We start from the raw sequence: 16,309 nt of genomic DNA, 5'->3' as shown, positions 1-16,309 counted from the left end.
CCCGCATCAAGGCAGGCTGGTTGTCCGTCACAGTATCGTCTGCCTGTGTAATATTCAATCAGCCATCAGTGGAAGGCTCGGGAGACCGGTTTGGCAAATGGCAAATGGGACACAGTCCTGATCGAAGGACTGGCGGTGGAAACCGTGATCGGGGTGTACGATTGGGAACGCGAAGTCACACAGCGGCTACTGGTGGATCTGGAGCTGGCGTGGGATAACTCGGTGCCCGGCGCCAGTGACGATGTTGCCGACGCACTCGATTACGCAGCCGTCAGTGAGCGGGTCAGTCAGTGCCTGCAAACGCTGCAGCCCGAGTTGTTGGAGCGGGCCGCAGAGGAGGTAGCCCGTTTGTTGCAGAACGAATTCGGCGTGCGTTGGCTGAGGCTGACGTTGAGCAAACCCGGTGCTGTGCCGGCCGCACGCTCGGTGGGCGTGAGAATTGAGCGGGGTGAGCGGGCATGAAGCGGGTATACATCAGTATCGGCAGCAATATTGAACGCTATCGTCACGTCAGCGCGGCGCTGGATGCGCTGGCCGGTTGGTTTGGAGACCTGGCCATTTCTCCGGTTTACGAGAGCGAATCGGTAGGCTTCGATGGCTCGGATTTTCTGAATCTGGTGGTGGGTGTGGATACCGATATGTCGGTAGGAGAGCTTTCCCGGTGCTTCAAAAAACTCGAGGCAGACAACGGCCGCAAAGCTTCGGCGCCCAAGTTCAGTCCAAGGACTCTGGATCTGGATATTCTCACCTGGGGCGATGCGACCGGCACCCTTGACGGGGTTGAACTGCCCCGGGCTGAAATCCTAAAAAATGCATTTGTCCTGAGGCCGCTGGCCGATATTGCTCCGGACGAGTTGCACCCTGTGTGCGGAGAGAGCTATCGCAGCCTCTGGCAGTCTTACCAGAAGGATCAGAAGCTCTGGCCCGTCGACTTCACCTGGCAGGGGCGGCAGATCTCAAGTTCCGGAGCGGGCGCGGAATAACCGGATCAGGTTGTCGGTGGCGCTGTCTCCAGCGCTGCCATCTTCACTCTCGCCACGCAGTTTCGGCAGGATTTCACTGCCAATCTGTTTGCCCAGCTCCACGCCCCATTGATCAAAACAATCAATATCCCAGATCACACTCTGCACGAAGGTGCGGTGCTCATAAAGTGCAATCAGCGCCCCCAGGGTGTTCGGCGTCAGTCGTTCCATCAGCAGGATGTTGCAGGGCCGGTTGCCGGGAATGGCCTTGTGTGGGGCCAGCTGACGGGCGGCATCACCATCAAGACCGCCGGCCAGCAGTTCCTGCTCGGCCTCTGCTTCGGTCTTTCCAGCCATCATGGCTCGTGCCTGAGACAGGCAGTTGGCAAACAGGGTGGCGTGGTGGCTGGCCACTGGATTGTGGGACGTCAGGGGAATGATGAAGTCGGCAGGAATCAGCCGGGTACCTTGATGAATCAGTTGGTGATAGGCGTGCTGGCCGTTAGCTCCTACGCCGCCCCAGAGCACAGGCCCGGTGTGGTAATCCACGCTGGTGCCATTCTGGGTTACGCGCTTTCCGTTACTTTCCATATCCAGCTGCTGGAGGTGCTCCGGCAGGTATTTCAGATATTCGTCATAGGGTAGAACAGCATGGCTCTCGGCGCCCCAGAAGTTGTTGTACCACACGCTGAGCATGGCCATGATGACCGGCAGGTTTTCCCGGTCGGGCGCTTCTCTGAAATGGGTGTCCATGGCATGGGCGCCGGCGAGTAGCTCCCGGAATGATGCCATGCCAAGCGTTAACGCAATTGGCAGGCCGATGGCAGACCAAAGGGAGTAGCGGCCACCTACCCAGTCCCACATGGGAAAGGTGTTGGCCGGTTCGATGCCGAACCGGGCCGCTTCTTCGACGTTGGCCGTGACTGCCATGAAATGCTGGGAGACCGAGGCTGCGTTGCCACCATTATCGAGAAACCATTGTCGGGCGAGCAGGCTGTTCTCCAGCGTTTCCTGGGTGCGGAAGGATTTTGACTGCACCAGAAACAGCGTGGTGTCCGGATTCAGGCATGCCAGGGTTTCGGTAATGTCGGTGCCATCGATGTTCGCGACAAAGTGACAGTTGATGGAGCCCTGCCAGTAAGGGCGTAGCGCCTCGACGGCCAGCTTCGGCCCGAGAAACGAACCTCCGATGCCAATACTGACAACGTCGGTAAACCGGGCGCCGGTGTGGCCGGTGCGTTCACCACTGTGAATGCTTTCAACCAGCGCTTTCATCTTCCCCAGTGTGCGATGGATTTCGGGAATGATGTTGTCGCCGTTAACCCGAACCTCGCCCTGTTCACCCTCACGAAGGGCGGTGTGCAGGGCGGGGCGTTGTTCCGTGAGGTTCACCAGACCGCCCCGGAACAAGGCCGTGCGACGTTCCTCCAGACCACAGGCCCGGGCCAGGTTGAGCAGAGCCTCCAGCACTTCGTCCGTCAGCCGGTTGCGGGAGAAATCCAGCGACAGGCCGGCACCCTCTACCAGGTAACGCTGGGCACGGCCCGGATCCTGCTGAAACAGCTCCCGCATGGGTAGATGTTCGAGCCGGGCTTTGGCGTCGTTGAGAGCTTGCCATTCTGCTCGGCTGGTGAGCGCAGGGTGTTTCTCAGGCATCAGGGGGTCCCTTCCGTTGTCTGGGGGTGAGGCTCCATAGTAAGGTTTCAGCGCGTGATCGAGAGGTTATCAATCAAACGGGTGGTACCCAGGAACGCTGCGACCAGTAGTGTGAGCTCGCGGTCATCCTTGCTGGCGGGCTTCAGGGTCAGGCTGTTGACGATGTTGAAATAGTCCGGCCTGAGCCCTGCCTCAGACAGTGCATCGCGTGCCTCCTGCTCGAGGATGCTGTAGTCGGTGCGTCCCTGTGCCAACTGGTCAGCGGTATGACGGAGTGTCCGGAACACCACCGGAGCGATGCCCCGCTCCTGCTCGGACAGATAGCCGTTACGGGAGCTTTTCGCCAGGCCATCGTCTTCCCGCACCGTCGGCGCGCCAATCACTTCCACCGGAATCATCAGATCCCGGGCAAGTTTGCGTATCACCGCCAACTGCTGAAAATCCTTTTCGCCAAACACGGCAATGTCGGGCTGAACCATGTTGAACAACATGGTAACCACGGTGGCCACGCCTTCAAAGTGGCCCGGCCGGCTGGCGCCACAGTGGCCCTCGCTGACTTCGGGAACCACCACCTTGGTCTGATTGGCGAGCCCTTCCGGGTAGATCTCTTCAACGCCCGGGGCAAAGACCAGAGTATTGCCCGCTGCCGCCAGCTTTTCCTGGTCTTCAACCAGGGTTCGCGGGTAGGTGTCCAGGTCTTCATTGGCGCCGAACTGCATCGGGTTCACGAAAATACTGGTGACGACGATATCGGAGGCCTCGGCCGCCTTGCGCACCAGCGAGATATGGCCCTCGTGCAGGTTGCCCATGGTGGGTACCAGACCGATGGTCTTACCCTGCTGGCGATAGCCCCGCAGAATCGTGCGCAGTTCTTTGAGTGAGTGTACGGTTCTCATGCCTTGAACGTATGCTCCTCGGCTGGGAAAGTGCGTGCTTTGACGGCTTGGGCATAAGCCGCAATGGCTTCCGGGATGGAGTCGGTCTCGGCGAGGAAGTTCTTCACGAAACGGGGTTTGCGGCCGGTGGTGACGCCCAGCATGTCGTGCAGTACCAGTACCTGGCCATCGGTATCCGAGCCTGCTCCGATGCCGATGACCGGCGCCTTCACGGCCTGGGTGATACGAGCGGCGAGCGGGGCCGGTACACACTCCAGAAGGATGAGATCGGCGCCGGCGGCTTCCAGTTCGCAAGCATGCTCAATCATGGCCTCGGCGGCCTTCTCATCACGTCCCTGTACCTTGTAGCCGCCGAACTTGTTGACGAACTGTGGCGTCAGGCCCAGGTGGGCACAAACAGGCACACCACGTTCACTCAGGGCTTCGATGGTGTCCTTCATCCAGTCGGTGCCTTCCAGCTTGACCATGTGGGCGCCGGCGCGCATCAGCTCCGCAGCATTGTCCAGTGCATCGGCAACGGTACCGTAGGACATGAACGGCATATCGGCCATGATCAGGGCGCCTTTGTTACCGCGGGCGACACAGCTGGTGTGATACACCATCTGATCCATGGTGACCGGGAGCGTACTGTCGTGGCCTTGCAGCACCATACCAAGAGAGTCGCCAATCAGGATGACATCAACGCCAGCCTCGCTGACAACCTGAGCAAAGGTTGCATCATAGGAGGTCAGTGCAGAGAAGGCTTCGCCTTTTTGCTTGTATTCCCGCAGGGTATTGATGGTAACTGCCATAGAATCCTTGCCTTTTGGGTGGATGGGCCAGTTTTGGACCGGGGTCGACCGGTGCTCAGAGCGTTAATGTAAATCCCGGGTATATCAGACACAAGAGTAGCATGGTCTTCCTCACCTGGATGCCATAAGGAACCTGGTCAGGGGTGCGCCTGGGCTGGCAGCTTGCGCAGCTGGTTGTCCGGGCAATCTCGGCGCAGTTCCGCAACGGTGGTGCCGTCCGGCAGTGCCAGTTCCGGGGCCAGGTCCAGCAGGGGGTGCAGGACGAAATCACGGTTGGCCAGTTCCGCGTGGGGAACGGTCAGGCGCGCGTCGTTGAGGGTTGTCTGACCAAACAGCAGCAGATCCAGATCCAGGGTGCGTGGTCCCCAGTGCCTCAGCCGCTCACGGCCGTGGGCCTGTTCAATAGCTTGCAGGCAATCCAGCAGTTCGTGGGCAGAAAGATCGGTACGCAGATGAACGGCACCGTTAACGAAATCTGGTTGATCCTGCGGGCCGACGGGGCGGCTGGCATAGAACGGAGATTGCGCGACCAGTGTGGATTTGGGTAAGCCCGCAAGTTCCGACACGGCTCTTGCCAGTTGGGCTGCAGGCTGTTCCAGATTGCTGCCCAGCCCAATATAGGCATCGACTGTCATGGCTGGGGCGGTTTTCTTGCAGGTTTGCGCTTGCGACGGCGCTTTTTCGGACCACCGGAGCCCAGCTCGGAAAGCATTTTTTCCTGCGCACGCTCATCCGCCTGCTGGAATTCCGTCCACCATTGCCCGAGGCCCGGCTCAATTTCGCCCGCGGCTTCCCGCACCAGCAGAAAATCGTAGGCCGCCCGGAAGCGCGGATGGGTCATGGTACCGAACGCACGTTTGCCCTGGCGACGGGGTAGCCGCATCTGCAGTTCCCAGATTTCTTTCATGGGGCCCGAGAAACGTTTAGGTATTGCGGTTGCCTGCACCTGGCGCCCGATTACCTTGCCGATGGCGCCGTGCAGCGCGGGCTGAACCGGATCGCCATTGTCCTGGCGCCTGCGCCATTCCACCTGCAGAGCCGGCCAGAGCATGGCCGCAAACAGGAAATACGGGGTCACTGATTTGCCCTGGGCAATCCGGGCATCGGTGTTGCGAAGGGCTTGCAGTATCAGTTCATCGGGTTCGCCGGCATCCAGTGCCCGGGCGGTCTCCGGGAACAGTGGGGCCAGCAGCCCATAATCCTGAAGCAGGCGATAGGTTGCCTCGCCGTGGCCGGCGGAGAACAGTTTGAGGACTTCATCGAACAGCCGGGCCGGAGGGATGTGCGCCAAGAGCGGGGCCAGCTCCCGAATGGGGGCCTCTGTTTCCGGTTCAATCTCAAAATCGAGTTTGGCCGCAAAACGAATGGCGCGCAGCATTCTCACGGGATCTTCCCGATAGCGGGTTTCCGGGTCGCCAATCAGGCGGATCTGACGGTTTTTCAGATCCTGCACGCCGTTGGCAAAGTCGATAATGGAGAAATCCCGGATGCAGTAATACAACGCATTGATGGTGAAGTCGCGCCGCAGTGCGTCTTCTTCCTGATTGCCATAGACATTATCCCGCAGTAACAGACCATGTTCACTGGTCTTGTGCTCGTCGTCGGCCAGGTCGTCATCGGTATCCCGGGCATTACCACGAAAGGTGGTTACTTCGATGATTTCCCGCCCAAACACCACGTGCACAATGCGAAAGCGGCGACCAATCAGGCGGGAGTTCCGGAACAGGTCGTGAACTTCTTCGGGTGTTGCGTTGGTGGCTATGTCGAAGTCTTTGGGTTGTCCGCCAAGGAGAATGTCGCGAACGCCACCGCCCACCAGATAGGCCTCGTAGCCGGACTTGTTCAGACGGTGCAGTACTTTCTTGGCCGGTTCACTGATCATGGAGCGGGAGACATTGTGCTGATCCCGCGGGATCTCCTGCCGCTGGTAGTGGCGGGCTTTCTTCTTCCCGTTGCCGGGAATGAAGGAGCGTAGTTTTTCAACAAGTCGTTTAGGCATGGAATTCCGTGTTTGCGAAGCGCAAAAACGGGGATTTTAACGGTTTGCGCAGGAATTGCACATGTTTGACGGAAATGCCAGTGAATAAAGTGGTCATGGAGGCCTGTTGAGGGAAGGCTGTTTTTGGCAGTCCGGAAAATCAAAAGGCGGATCCGTTTTCACGAATCCGCCCTGAAAGCGTTGACGATCTGCATTGTTTTTGTTGTTGCCGGGATTCTTTTTGATTCTTTTACCCCACTGTGTTGTCCCCAAGATAAGGACCTTAAGCAATGCAAACGGAAAGCTTTGAATACATAGAGCGGCCAGGAACACGGTGCGGGTTATGGGAGTATCTGCAGTGTCGCCTGGAAGACGATTCTTCTCTACATCTACAACTCGCACGTGTCGTGGGACCCCTAAAAAGCATAGTACCCAAAACACTCAGTTCGCTTGCACCCTGTTCTTGTTTTTGTTGCCGGGCGCTCGTGCAGCTATTTGTTTTTGTTTTGGCGCTGCGTTGTCACTTTTGTTTTTGTTGTTGTGCGCTTATTAGAGTGCAGTGGTCGTGCCAGTTTTTGAAAAGTCTTGTTAAACAAGGGGTTGTGAAAATGAGGTGTGTAAGTGTTACCCCGTATCTCCTGAAAGTGTTACTTGGGTCTCATGATCTGGACAGGAAGTGTTACCGAGAGGAACAGGTGGTAACAACTGATTCTAGGTTCATTCTTTGGGTCAGGCTTTTTTGCGGGGAATGCCCAGGCGTTGCCGACGCTCCCAAAGTGACTTCCGGCTGATGCCCAGCTTCTGTGCCAGCTCGGTCTCGCTCATCCGGTCCTGATTTTCAAGCACAAAGTGTTGGAAGTAATCCTCCAGCGACAGATCGTTGGACGAATCGACATCCCTTGCAGGGGTTTGTTCATTATTGCCCTCAACCAGTGTTTCCGGGATGTATTCGTCGGCGGAGTCGCTGTCCAGGTCCAGTACCGCCGGGGTAATGACATCGCCATCGGTCAGGATTGAGGCCCGTTCGATGGCGTTTTCCAGTTCCCGGACGTTACCGGGCCAGCGGTAGCGTTCCAGGGCCTGCATGGCCTCCGGGCTCAGAGACAGCTCCGGACGGCCAAGCTTGCTGGCCTGGCGTTTCAGGAACCGGCGGGCCAGGCCCAGAATGTCGGCACGACGTTCCCGCAGGGGGGGGATGCGGATCTGCATCACGTTCAGCCGGTAGTAAAGGTCTTCCCGGAACTCGCCGGTTCTGGTCATGGCTTTCAGGTTTCGGTGGGTGGCGGCGATCATCCGCACGTCCACGGTCCGGCTCTGGGTGGAGCCCACTTTGCGAATCTCGCTTTCCTGCAACACCCGCAGCAATCGGGCCTGGGCTTCGGCAGGTAGTTCGCCGATTTCATCCAGGAACAGACTGCCGCCGTCTGCCGCTTCAATCAGCCCGGTGCGGGCCGAGACGGCGCCGGTAAAAGCGCCTTTCTCGTGGCCAAACAGTTCCGATTCGATCAGGCTTTCGGGAATGGCAGCGCAGTTTACGGAGATGAGCGGTTTGCGGGCTCGCGGGCTGAGCAGGTGCAGAGCCCGTGCCGCCAGTTCCTTACCGGTACCGGATTCGCCCTGGATAAGCACTGTGGTCTCGGTGGGGGCGACTTTGCGAATCAGGGTGAACACCTTCTGCATGGGCTCACACTGGCCAAACATGATCTCGGATGGGTCCGAGTCGGGCCCGCTCGTGCTGGCGGCATCACCAGAACCGGTTGTTTCATCGGAAGCCGAAGACTTGCGTGCCAGAATATTCTCTACAGCCGCGAGCATTTCGTCATGGTCGAAGGGTTTGGCAATGTAGTCCACGGCGCCCATCTTCATGGAGTCAACCGCGGACCGCAAACTGGCATAACTGGTCATGATCAGTACCGGCGTGTTGGGGGCGCGGTTGATCATTTCCGTACCGGCGGCGCCTGGCAGGCGCAGATCGGTGATGACCAGGTCGAAGCTGTCCGGGTCGAGGCCCTCGGCTTCTTCCACCGAGACAGCATCTGCCACCTCATAGCCGGCGTGCTGGAGAAGTTTGCGAACCGCCGAGCGGATAATGTCTTCGTCTTCAACAATCAGAATACGGGGCATAGGGTGTTCACGACCTTTCGTTCGGGCTGCTGTAACCGCTGTCGGTATCAGGCTCGTAGGCAGGCAGGCGGAGTCTCACGCAGGTGCCCAGGCCGGTTTCCGGATTGGCCGGGCTTTCCACCTGAATGTTGCCATAGTGCTCTTCAATGATGCTGTACACCAGTGACAGGCCAAGTCCGGTTCCTTTGTTGGGGGCCTTGGTGGTGTAAAACGGTTCGAAAATATGATCCAGCTGGTCTGCCGGTATGCCGGAGCCTTCGTCAATGACCTCGATGATAGCGGAGTAGCCGTCGGCCTTTCCAGCAACCCGGATGGTGCCGCCGTCCGGGGAAGCGTCCCGGGCATTGGCCAGCAGGTTGATGAATACCTGTACCAGCCGTTGTTCATCTCCCAGCACCTGCAGGCTGGCGGGGCACTCGTTCAGAAAACTGATGCCGAGCCCCTTTTCGCTGAGTGACAGCAGGTTGATGGATTCATCAATGCAGCGGTGCAGGCTGACCGGCTCATAACGGTTGGCATGGGCGTGGTTGCCGGTACGTGCGAAGTTCATCAGCGACTGCAGGATGGTGGAAATGCGTCGGGTCTGCTGCTGGATCTGGTCTGCAGTTTCCAGAATGGACGGATCATCGGTTTCCAGTTTCAGGTTCTGGGCCAGAGACGAGATGCCGGTGACGGGATTACCGATTTCGTGAGCGACGCCGGCCGCGAGGCGCCCCACGGAGGCCAGTCGTTCGCTGTGCATCAATTCATCTTCCAGCAAGCGGGTTTCGGTCTGGTCCTCCACCAGGATGATCGAGCCGCCTTCGGTGTGATCCGGGCCGCTCAGTGTCGCCTTGTGCAGGTTCAGCCAATGTGGCTTGCCGCGAAGATCCAGCCTGTGCTTGTAGCGGTGCAGGTCGTCGCCTCGATTGAAATCGTCCAGCAGGGCGTGCCAGTGCTCCGGCAGGGCCAGCAGCTTGGCCCCGACCACTTCCTCGGCGGAAATGTTGGTGAGGCTTTCCATGGCATGATTCCACATCAGAATCTCGCCGTCTTCACCCACTGAACAGGCGGGGATGGGCAGGTTCTGCAGGGTCTGCCGGTAGTGGCGGCGAAGGTTGTCCAGTTCGCCGGCCAGGCCGGTGAGCTGATTCTGGTAATCGCCCAGCGCTCGCTCCACATAGCGAATATCCTGCCCGGTACCTCCATGGGTGAGCGGTTTGAAGCCCAGGTGGCGCTTGACGATGTCCCGGGCGACCGAAGGCCCCAACAGGCCAGACAGGTTGATTTCCACTTGATCCCGCAACCGCCGCAACTGGTAAGGCCGGAACTCGACATTGGGGAGCTTGAGCTGGTTCAGGGCCCGCTCCACTTCCCGGCGGGCGACCCGGATGCCCAGTGGCTCGGCCAGTTGCTGCACGAATTCGTTGGAGGATGCCGCCAGCAGTTCCCGCCGCTGCGGCCGGGACAGGGCGCCTAGCGAGCACGCCTGAGCGGCACTGGTTTCCTCCGGTGATGCCGGGCTGAGAATTGAGACCAGCGCGAACACACTGATGTTGGCGGTCAGGCTGACGAAGGTGAACAGGTGCCAGTTGTCGTAGCCGGGCGTAACCGGCAACTCAAGCCAGGACAGGATGTCTGCCGCCACCGAGAACGGCAACACCAAGGTGATCAACCAGATGAACAGGCCGGTAAACAGGCCGGCAATCAGGCCACGGCGGTTGCCTTCCGGCCAGTAGATAACGCCAAGCGCGCCCGGCAGCAGCTGCAGTGTGCCGGAGAGCGAGATGGCGCCCAGAATAGACAGGTCCAGGTGCTGGCCAATGGTTTCATGGAACAGCAGGGCCAGAAACAGGATGACGGCAATCAGTAGGCGTTTGACCCACTGCAGCCAGCGATAGATGTCACCTTGATCCCGGGGCGTCTTGAGCGGCAGAACAACGTGGTTAAGCACCATGCCGGACAGGGCCAGGGTACTGACGATCATCAGTCCGCTGGCGGCGGAAAGCCCGGCAATGTACATGGCCATGGTCAGGACGGGGCTCTCCAGGGCCTGGGCTACGCCGATACTGAAAAAGGCCGGCGGAGCGTCAACCGACAGCGCCTGGCCACCCCAGACAATCAGCGGCACCGGCAGGCCGACCAGCAGCAGGTACAGTGGCAATCCCCAGCTGGCCTTCGCGAGGGCACGGGGGGACGGGTTCTCACTGAAAGTCATGTGGTACATGTGGGGGAGCACCAGGGCCGCGGCGAACGACATCAGCAGCAGTGCCCGCCAGCTTCCGTCATTAATTGCCATGGTCATGGTGGCTTCCGGATGTGAAGTTTCCGCCAACCAGGCCTCAAGCCCATTGGTACCACCGAAAACCGAGAACAGGATAACGCCGCCTAAAACCAGGAGGGCAACCACTTTCACCAGGGAGTCGAAGGCGATGGCCAGTACCAGCCCCTGATGGTTGCCGGAGGCCTGATGGCGACGGGCACCAAACAGCATGGTGAACAGCACCACGATCAGGCTAAACATGACGCTGATAACTTTCGGCGGCGCATCCGGGGCGAGCAGGCTGGCGGAAACCGAGACTGCCTGAATCTGCATGCTCAGCAAGGCCAGAATGGCTGCAGCCGAACACAGGGTGACCAGGGTGCCCGCCCACTGGCTGCGGTAACGATAGGCGAAAAGATCGGCCAGCGACGTCAGTTGGTAGGCGCGGCCTATGCGGAGAATCGGGTTGAGCAAAACCGGTGCCAGCAGGAAGGCGCCGCTGATGCCCAGGTAATAGGCCAGGAAGCCGTAGCCGGAGTCCGCCGCCATACCAATGGCGCCGTAGACGGCCCAGATGCCGGCATAAACCCCAAGGCTAAGGGTATAGATCAGTGGGTGGCGAACCCAGCGGCGCAATAACGTGCCCCGTTCGGTGCCCCAGGCAATGCCGAACAGAACGATCAGATAAAACAGGCTGGCCAGGAGCAGGCCGGTGGCGCTAAAACTCATTGGGATCCCGCCGCCATTCCAGCCAGAAACCGATAGCAATCAGCCCACCCCAGATCACGAAGGGGCTGTACCAGGCATTCTCCGGCGATGTCCACCAATCCAGGATATTGGGCGAAAAAATGTAGATAGCCAGTACCAGCAGAAATACCAGGCGGTAGATATACATCGGGTTATCGGTCCGAAGGCGAAAGTGTCCCGCCGGTTATACCACGGGCCTGCCCGGATGTCAGGGGAATGGCGCTCCGTTGCCAGTGGGCCTCGGCCCAATTGAGAACTTCTTCAACCGTGGCACGAGCGAGTGTCGGCTCCGGTTGCTGCCCCATGGCCTGAAGTGCCAGAAAGAGATTGCGGGCAGGGTGATCGTCATCCAGGGCCGGAGCGTGGGTCTGCTTGCTGAGTTTCTGGCCTTGTTCATTGACGATTACCGGAATGTGCAGCCAGTGGGGTGGCTCGGCACCCAGGGCCCGGAAGACCTGTTGTTGCTGCGCGGTCATGTCGAGCAGGTCAGAGCCGCGAACCACATGAGTGATGCCCTGGTCGATATCGTCGACAACGACTGCCAGCTGATAGGCGTAGAAACCTTCCTTGCGCAGAATGACCGGATCGTCCAGTTCGGCGTGCACCATCTGTACCTGGGGGCCAAGCAGATCGTCCTGCCAGTGACTTGCTTCATCTTCGAGGGCAAAGCGAACGGCGTATGGGCCATCCCCGGGGCTGGTGTCACCTCGCCGGCACCGATTGGGATGGTAGCCGTGGTTGTCTTTGAGTTGTTTGCGTGAGCACCGGCAGCGATAGGCTTTGTCCTGCGCCAGCAGAGTTTCGATGGTGCGCTGGTAGGCGTCATGGCGCCGGGACTGAAAGCGGACGGGCTCGTCGGGGAAAAGGCCGTGGCATTCCAGTGAGTGCAGTATCTGGCCGGTGGCTTCCGGGGGTTCCCTTAGTGGGTCAAGGTCTTCGATGCGAACCAGCCAGTCACCGCGGGCATGCTTTGCTTCCAGCCAGCTGGCCAAAGCCGTTACCAGGGAACCAAAGTGCAGTGGGCCGGTGGGGGAAGGGGCAAACCGCCCGCGATAACGTGAAGTCGCCATAGGCGTAGAAGGGCCGGCGGAGGACACGCCGCCGGCCCGGGGAAGCGTCAGATGCCGGTCTGGCGTTCGCGAATCTCAGCCAGGGTCTTGCAATCGATGCACAGAGTGGCCGTCGGACGGGCCTCCAGACGACGAATGCCGATTTCCACACCACACTGGTCGCAGAAACCGTAGTCGTCCTTGTCGATACGATCGATAGTCTGGTCGATTTTCTTGATCAGCTTCCGCTCGCGGTCGCGGGTGCGTAGTTCCAGGCTGAACTCTTCTTCCTGGGTTGCGCGATCGCTGGGATCCGCGTAGTTTGCTGCGTCTTCCTGCATGTGGTGCATGGTGCGGTCGACTTCTTCCATCAGCTCCTGCTTCCATTGCAGCAGCAGATCTTTGAAGTGCTGGAGCATTTCCGCACTCATGTATTCTTCACCCTTCTTCATTTCATAAGGGGTGAAGTTGGTAAAACGTTCGCGTGGTTGTTCTGCAGTGTTTGCCATTGAACCCGGCCTCTTGTTTGTACTTCACAAGAACGCTTTGCTTCCCTCCGCGCCAGTGTGGCTGCGCGGTTTTACCCTGGATAGCATTCGTCCTGAAACGGGAATTTGCGGAAAATAGCAGATAAGTCACAGGGGTGCCAGCCTTGTGACACGTACTTTTTGCGGAGAGCACATGAAGTTTCCTGAACCTTTGGTAGAAGGGCGGCTGATTCGCCGCTACAAACGCTTCCTGGCGGACGTGCAATTGCCGGATGGCTCCGAGGTAACTGCCCACTGTCCCAACACCGGTTCCATGCTTGGGTGCCAGCCGGAAAATGCCCGGGTGTGGTTGAGCCGGAGTGACAATCCCAAGCGTAAGCTCCAGTACACCTGGGAGTTGGTGGAGACGGAGCCGGGGGTGCTTGCCTGCGTCAATACGGCCCGCCCCAACGCTCAGGCCCGCGCCGCTATCGAAGCCGGTGTGGTTCAGAGCCTGGCCGGCTACGCTTTTTGCCGGGCCGAGGTGCGTTACGGTTCGGAGAAAAGCCGGATCGATCTGTTGTTGTCGGGCCATGATCACGATCCCGATGCCTGGGTGGAGGTAAAAAACGTTACCCTGGCCGAGGGCGGGGAAGGCTATTTCCCGGACGCCGTCACCGAGCGTGGCCAGAAACATCTGAGGGAGCTAATGGCTCAGGTTCAGAACGGAGACCGGGCAGTGCTGTTTTTTGTGGTGAACCACACCGGAATCGAGCAGGTCCGGCCTGCGGATCATATCGATGCCCGCTATGGTCAGCTGCTTCGAGAAGCTTGCGAAGCCGGGGTAGAGGTGATTGCCTATCGGGCCGCACTGGCCGGTGAAGATGGCAACCCCTCGGGGCGCCTGGAACTGGTTGAGGAAGTGCCGGTCAGTCTGGAACCCTGACCTGCACCTCACCCTCTTCAAGGCGAATGTCCAGGGTGGAGAGTGCATCGCCCTGGCAAGGGCCCGCAATGCACTCACCGGTACCGGGTTTGAACAGGGCACCGTGGGTGGAACACTGGATAAACAGATTGTCGCTGTCCATGAATCGGCCCGGCATCCAGTTCAGCTCAATGCCCAGGTGAGGGCACAGGTTGAGGTAGGCTCGGGGTGTGGTGCCATCCAGAAAGGCAAAACCGGTGAGGGGCATGCCGGCCGGTTCTTTCGCTTTCTCTTTCAGGCGAAATTCCAGGAACTGGCCGGGAACAAGCTCACTCGCCGCCGCGACGGTTTGCCAGTTGGCTGCGTGGGCACTCATTTGGGCAGGATGGCGTAACGCATACGGGTGCCGTGGTTGAGTGACATCACGATTTCGTCGGCTTCCAGGCGGTGCGGGAAATAGCAGCCGGATATCTTGGCGCTGGCAATGCTGGCTCCTTCCATTCTCGATTTCGAGAAATCGATGCCGCGGAGGTCGGCGCCGCGGAAGTAGCCATGGCGGAAGTCCAGGCCCTTTGCGTCCATGCCACGCAGGTCCAGTCCGCGGAAATCGCCATGGGCGAAGCTCGGAAGCTCGCTCAGTTTGGCTTTCTCGGCATTAAAGGCGTCCATATCCTCGCTACGGAGCAGGTCGTACAGGGGGTGGTCTATATGCTGGAGATCGCTTTCCTGAATATCGTCCATCTTGCACCTCGCACGGACAGCAGGGTTTGTTTTTAGTGTCAGTATAGTGCGCCCTGCCAAAATGGCAGGGCAGCTCGGATCAGGCCGGCCCGGCCATGCCCAGATGCTGGCGGATGCGATCAGCAACCGCCTCGGCAACGTGCTCATCCTCGGTGTGCAGGTGCACCGTGTGGGTTTTCTCCTCAGTGGTCAGCGGCTCAAACCAGCTTTGCTGAGCATCCAGCAACTCTTCCGTTGCCTCCGAGGCATCACCTTTGCGTTTGCGCACCCACTCTCGGCGCAGAGCTTCCGGCGCCTCGCAATGCAGCAGAGCGAAGGGGACCCCCTGATTTTCGGCCACACCGGCAAACTGAGCCCGCTCCTTCTCTTTCAGGCAGGCCGCATCGACAATGACAGACAGCCCTGAAGCCAGCAGCTCTCCGGCCAGCTCTGCCAGATGCGCGTAGGTTTTTTCGGTTGCTTCCGGGCTGTAAAGATCGGTACCCAGGCCCGATTTGCTGTCGTCCAGGGGCCCCAGACCGTGCAGGCGCTTGCGCTCTACGTCAGAGCGCAGCCGGATTAGCCCGAGTTCCTCCGCCATGGCGGCACTCACGCAGGTCTTGCCGCTGGCGGAAAGGCCGGTGGTGGCCAGCAGGTAATGATTCGGTATGGCGCCGTAATCCTCCGCCAGTTGGGCGTAGCTCCGGTAACGCTGCATCAGGTCGGTTTTTTCGGCCTCGCTCAGGTTCGGGTTGCCCAGGGTGAACAGGGCGATTTTGGCCCGCACCATGGCGCGGTACGCCTTGTACAGGGGGAGCAAGGCCAGGCCTTCAAAATCACCGCGGTATTCCAGGTAGGTGTTCAGCACCCGGTTCGCCAGCGCCGGTTCCTGGCGGGATTCCAGGTCCATAAGCAGGAAAGCCAGATCATTCATCACGTCGATCCAGCGGAACGGCTCGTTGAACTCGATGCAGTCAAACACCGTCACCTGATCATTGAACACGGTAATGTTGGCCAGGTGCAGGTCGCCATGACATTCGCGCACCAGCCCGTTTTCCCGTCTGTGGGCGATTAAGTCCCGGCAGCGTTCGAAGGTGGTGCGGGTCCAGTCTTCCAGGTTGTCCAGCTGCGCCAGTAACCCGGCATCATCCAGCATGGGGCGGATCTGGTCGAAGTTTTCCTGCATGGCGGCATACACCGCCTCCGGGGTGCCCAGGGGCTTTTCATCGGCGACCGGTGGCAGGCTTTTGTGAAAGTCTGCAACCTGGCGGGCAAGATTGGTGAGCAGTTCTGCAGGCAGGTCGTCGCGTTCCTGGCGCACATCAAACAGCTGGCTCTGATCGAACTGGCGCATGCGAATGGCGTACTCGAAAGGGGTGCCGTCACCGCCCAGGCGAGGTTGCTCCGGGGTACCGGTAATAGGCACCACCTCCAGATACAGTTCGGCCGCCAGACGGCTGTTCAGGCGCAGCTCTTCCTCGCAGAAGCGTTTGCGGCGTTCCAGGGTGGAGAAATCCAGGAACCCGAAATCCATGGGTTTCTTGATCTTGTAGGCAAAGTCACCGGTGAGCAGAACCTGTGAGATATGGGTCTCAATCACGCGGAAATCCTTAACCGGATGATCGTAGAGTTCCGGGTTCTGCAGTGCCTTGATCAGTGTATCCGGGCCGTTGGCGCTCACGTTGTGCTCCTGGAATCCTTGAAGTTGTTGATTTTTCGTTTTTTGGAGGGCTCCACTATAACGGGCAGATT

At 59.3% G+C, this 16,309-nt stretch carries 17 protein-coding genes; 3 read left to right on the top strand and 14 right to left on the bottom strand.

The genetic code is table 11. The features are described 5' to 3' along the window. The first annotated feature begins 90 nt into the window (after window positions 1-90). Both folB and folK (Q674_RS24155) read left to right on the top strand, forming a co-directional pair. Window positions 91-462, top strand: coding sequence for a dihydroneopterin aldolase (gene folB / locus Q674_RS24160; protein WP_023008007.1), 372 nt, complete (start codon window positions 91-93; stop codon window positions 460-462). Next, the gene (gene folK, locus Q674_RS24155; protein WP_023008006.1) at window positions 459-983 is read left to right on the top strand and encodes a 2-amino-4-hydroxy-6-hydroxymethyldihydropteridine diphosphokinase; all 525 of its coding nucleotides are present in this window, start codon (window positions 459-461) and stop codon (window positions 981-983) included. The genes folB and folK (Q674_RS24155) overlap by 4 nt, the downstream gene beginning before the upstream one ends. Here the strand turns inward: folK (Q674_RS24155) and pgi are convergent. The 11 genes from pgi to dksA all read right to left on the bottom strand — a co-directional run bounded on the left by pgi (window position 957) and on the right by dksA (window position 12,954). Beyond that, the gene (gene pgi / locus Q674_RS24150; RefSeq protein ID WP_023008005.1) at window positions 957-2,618 is read right to left on the bottom strand and encodes a glucose-6-phosphate isomerase; all 1,662 of its coding nucleotides are present in this window, start codon (window positions 2,616-2,618) and stop codon (window positions 957-959) included. The two genes, folK (Q674_RS24155) and pgi, sit on opposite strands and share 27 nt — an antisense overlap. 47 nt (window positions 2,619-2,665) lie before the next feature. Beyond that, window positions 2,666-3,514 carry a pantoate--beta-alanine ligase gene (gene panC, locus Q674_RS24145; protein WP_011784196.1) on the bottom strand — a complete coding sequence of 283 codons (849 nt, stop codon included), beginning with the start codon at window positions 3,512-3,514 and terminating at the stop codon, window positions 2,666-2,668. Then, the gene (panB, locus tag Q674_RS24140; protein WP_011784197.1) at window positions 3,511-4,305 is read right to left on the bottom strand and encodes a 3-methyl-2-oxobutanoate hydroxymethyltransferase; all 795 of its coding nucleotides are present in this window, start codon (window positions 4,303-4,305) and stop codon (window positions 3,511-3,513) included. Before panB ends, panC begins: the two co-directional genes overlap by 4 nt. 137 nt (window positions 4,306-4,442) lie before the next feature. Beyond that, entirely contained in the window at window positions 4,443-4,940 is a 498-nt protein-coding gene (folK, locus tag Q674_RS24135) for a 2-amino-4-hydroxy-6-hydroxymethyldihydropteridine diphosphokinase (RefSeq protein ID WP_023008004.1), read from the bottom strand. After that, window positions 4,937-6,304, bottom strand: coding sequence for a polynucleotide adenylyltransferase PcnB (pcnB, locus tag Q674_RS24130; RefSeq protein WP_014420451.1), 1,368 nt, complete (start codon window positions 6,302-6,304; stop codon window positions 4,937-4,939). Before pcnB ends, folK (Q674_RS24135) begins: the two co-directional genes overlap by 4 nt. A 93-nt stretch (window positions 6,305-6,397) precedes the next feature. Then, window positions 6,398-6,685 (bottom strand): hypothetical protein, encoded by a 288-nt coding sequence (locus Q674_RS41275; RefSeq protein ID WP_141068050.1) that lies wholly within the window; start codon window positions 6,683-6,685, stop codon window positions 6,398-6,400. Window positions 6,686-7,012: 327 nt separating this feature from the next. Further along, window positions 7,013-8,407, bottom strand: coding sequence for a sigma-54-dependent transcriptional regulator (locus Q674_RS24125; protein ID WP_014420452.1), 1,395 nt, complete (start codon window positions 8,405-8,407; stop codon window positions 7,013-7,015). 7 nt (window positions 8,408-8,414) lie between these two features. Continuing rightward, the gene (locus tag Q674_RS24120; RefSeq protein ID WP_023008003.1) at window positions 8,415-11,378 is read right to left on the bottom strand and encodes an ATP-binding protein; all 2,964 of its coding nucleotides are present in this window, start codon (window positions 11,376-11,378) and stop codon (window positions 8,415-8,417) included. Then, complete coding sequence (locus tag Q674_RS41270; protein WP_011784202.1) at window positions 11,368-11,544, bottom strand: hypothetical protein; 177 nt, start codon at window positions 11,542-11,544, stop codon at window positions 11,368-11,370. The genes Q674_RS24120 and Q674_RS41270 overlap by 11 nt, the downstream gene beginning before the upstream one ends. Before the next feature lie 4 nt (window positions 11,545-11,548). Further along, on the bottom strand, window positions 11,549-12,466 hold the full coding sequence (gene gluQRS, locus Q674_RS24110; RefSeq protein WP_023008002.1) for a tRNA glutamyl-Q(34) synthetase GluQRS: 918 nt from the start codon (window positions 12,464-12,466) through the stop codon (window positions 11,549-11,551). A 47-nt stretch (window positions 12,467-12,513) separates the two neighbouring features. After that, window positions 12,514-12,954, bottom strand: a complete 441-nt coding sequence (gene dksA, locus Q674_RS24105; RefSeq protein WP_008940629.1) for an RNA polymerase-binding protein DksA — start codon at window positions 12,952-12,954, stop codon at window positions 12,514-12,516. Between the two features lie 172 nt (window positions 12,955-13,126). Between dksA and sfsA the strand changes: the two genes are divergently transcribed. Then, entirely contained in the window at window positions 13,127-13,858 is a 732-nt protein-coding gene (gene sfsA / locus Q674_RS24100) for a DNA/RNA nuclease SfsA (RefSeq protein ID WP_023008001.1), read from the top strand. On the opposite strand, the gene Q674_RS24095 is transcribed toward sfsA, so the two are convergent. The 3 genes from Q674_RS24095 to Q674_RS24085 form a co-directional block, all read right to left on the bottom strand. Beyond that, window positions 13,842-14,213 carry a Rieske (2Fe-2S) protein gene (locus tag Q674_RS24095; protein ID WP_023008000.1) on the bottom strand — a complete coding sequence of 124 codons (372 nt, stop codon included), beginning with the start codon at window positions 14,211-14,213 and terminating at the stop codon, window positions 13,842-13,844. The genes sfsA and Q674_RS24095 overlap by 17 nt on opposite strands. Next, window positions 14,210-14,578, bottom strand: coding sequence for a pentapeptide repeat-containing protein (locus Q674_RS24090; protein WP_011784207.1), 369 nt, complete (start codon window positions 14,576-14,578; stop codon window positions 14,210-14,212). Before Q674_RS24090 ends, Q674_RS24095 begins: the two co-directional genes overlap by 4 nt. A gap of 79 nt (window positions 14,579-14,657) precedes the next feature. Next, a complete protein-coding gene (locus Q674_RS24085) occupies window positions 14,658-16,238 on the bottom strand; it encodes an AAA family ATPase (RefSeq protein ID WP_023007999.1) in 1,581 nt (526 codons plus the stop codon). Window positions 16,239-16,309: the final 71 nt, after the last annotated feature.

Source organism: Marinobacter sp. EVN1, assembly GCF_000475375.1.
In the GTDB taxonomy this organism is placed as follows: domain Bacteria; phylum Pseudomonadota; class Gammaproteobacteria; order Pseudomonadales; family Oleiphilaceae; genus Marinobacter; species Marinobacter nauticus.
This window is presented reverse-complemented; position numbering and strand designations above follow the sequence as displayed.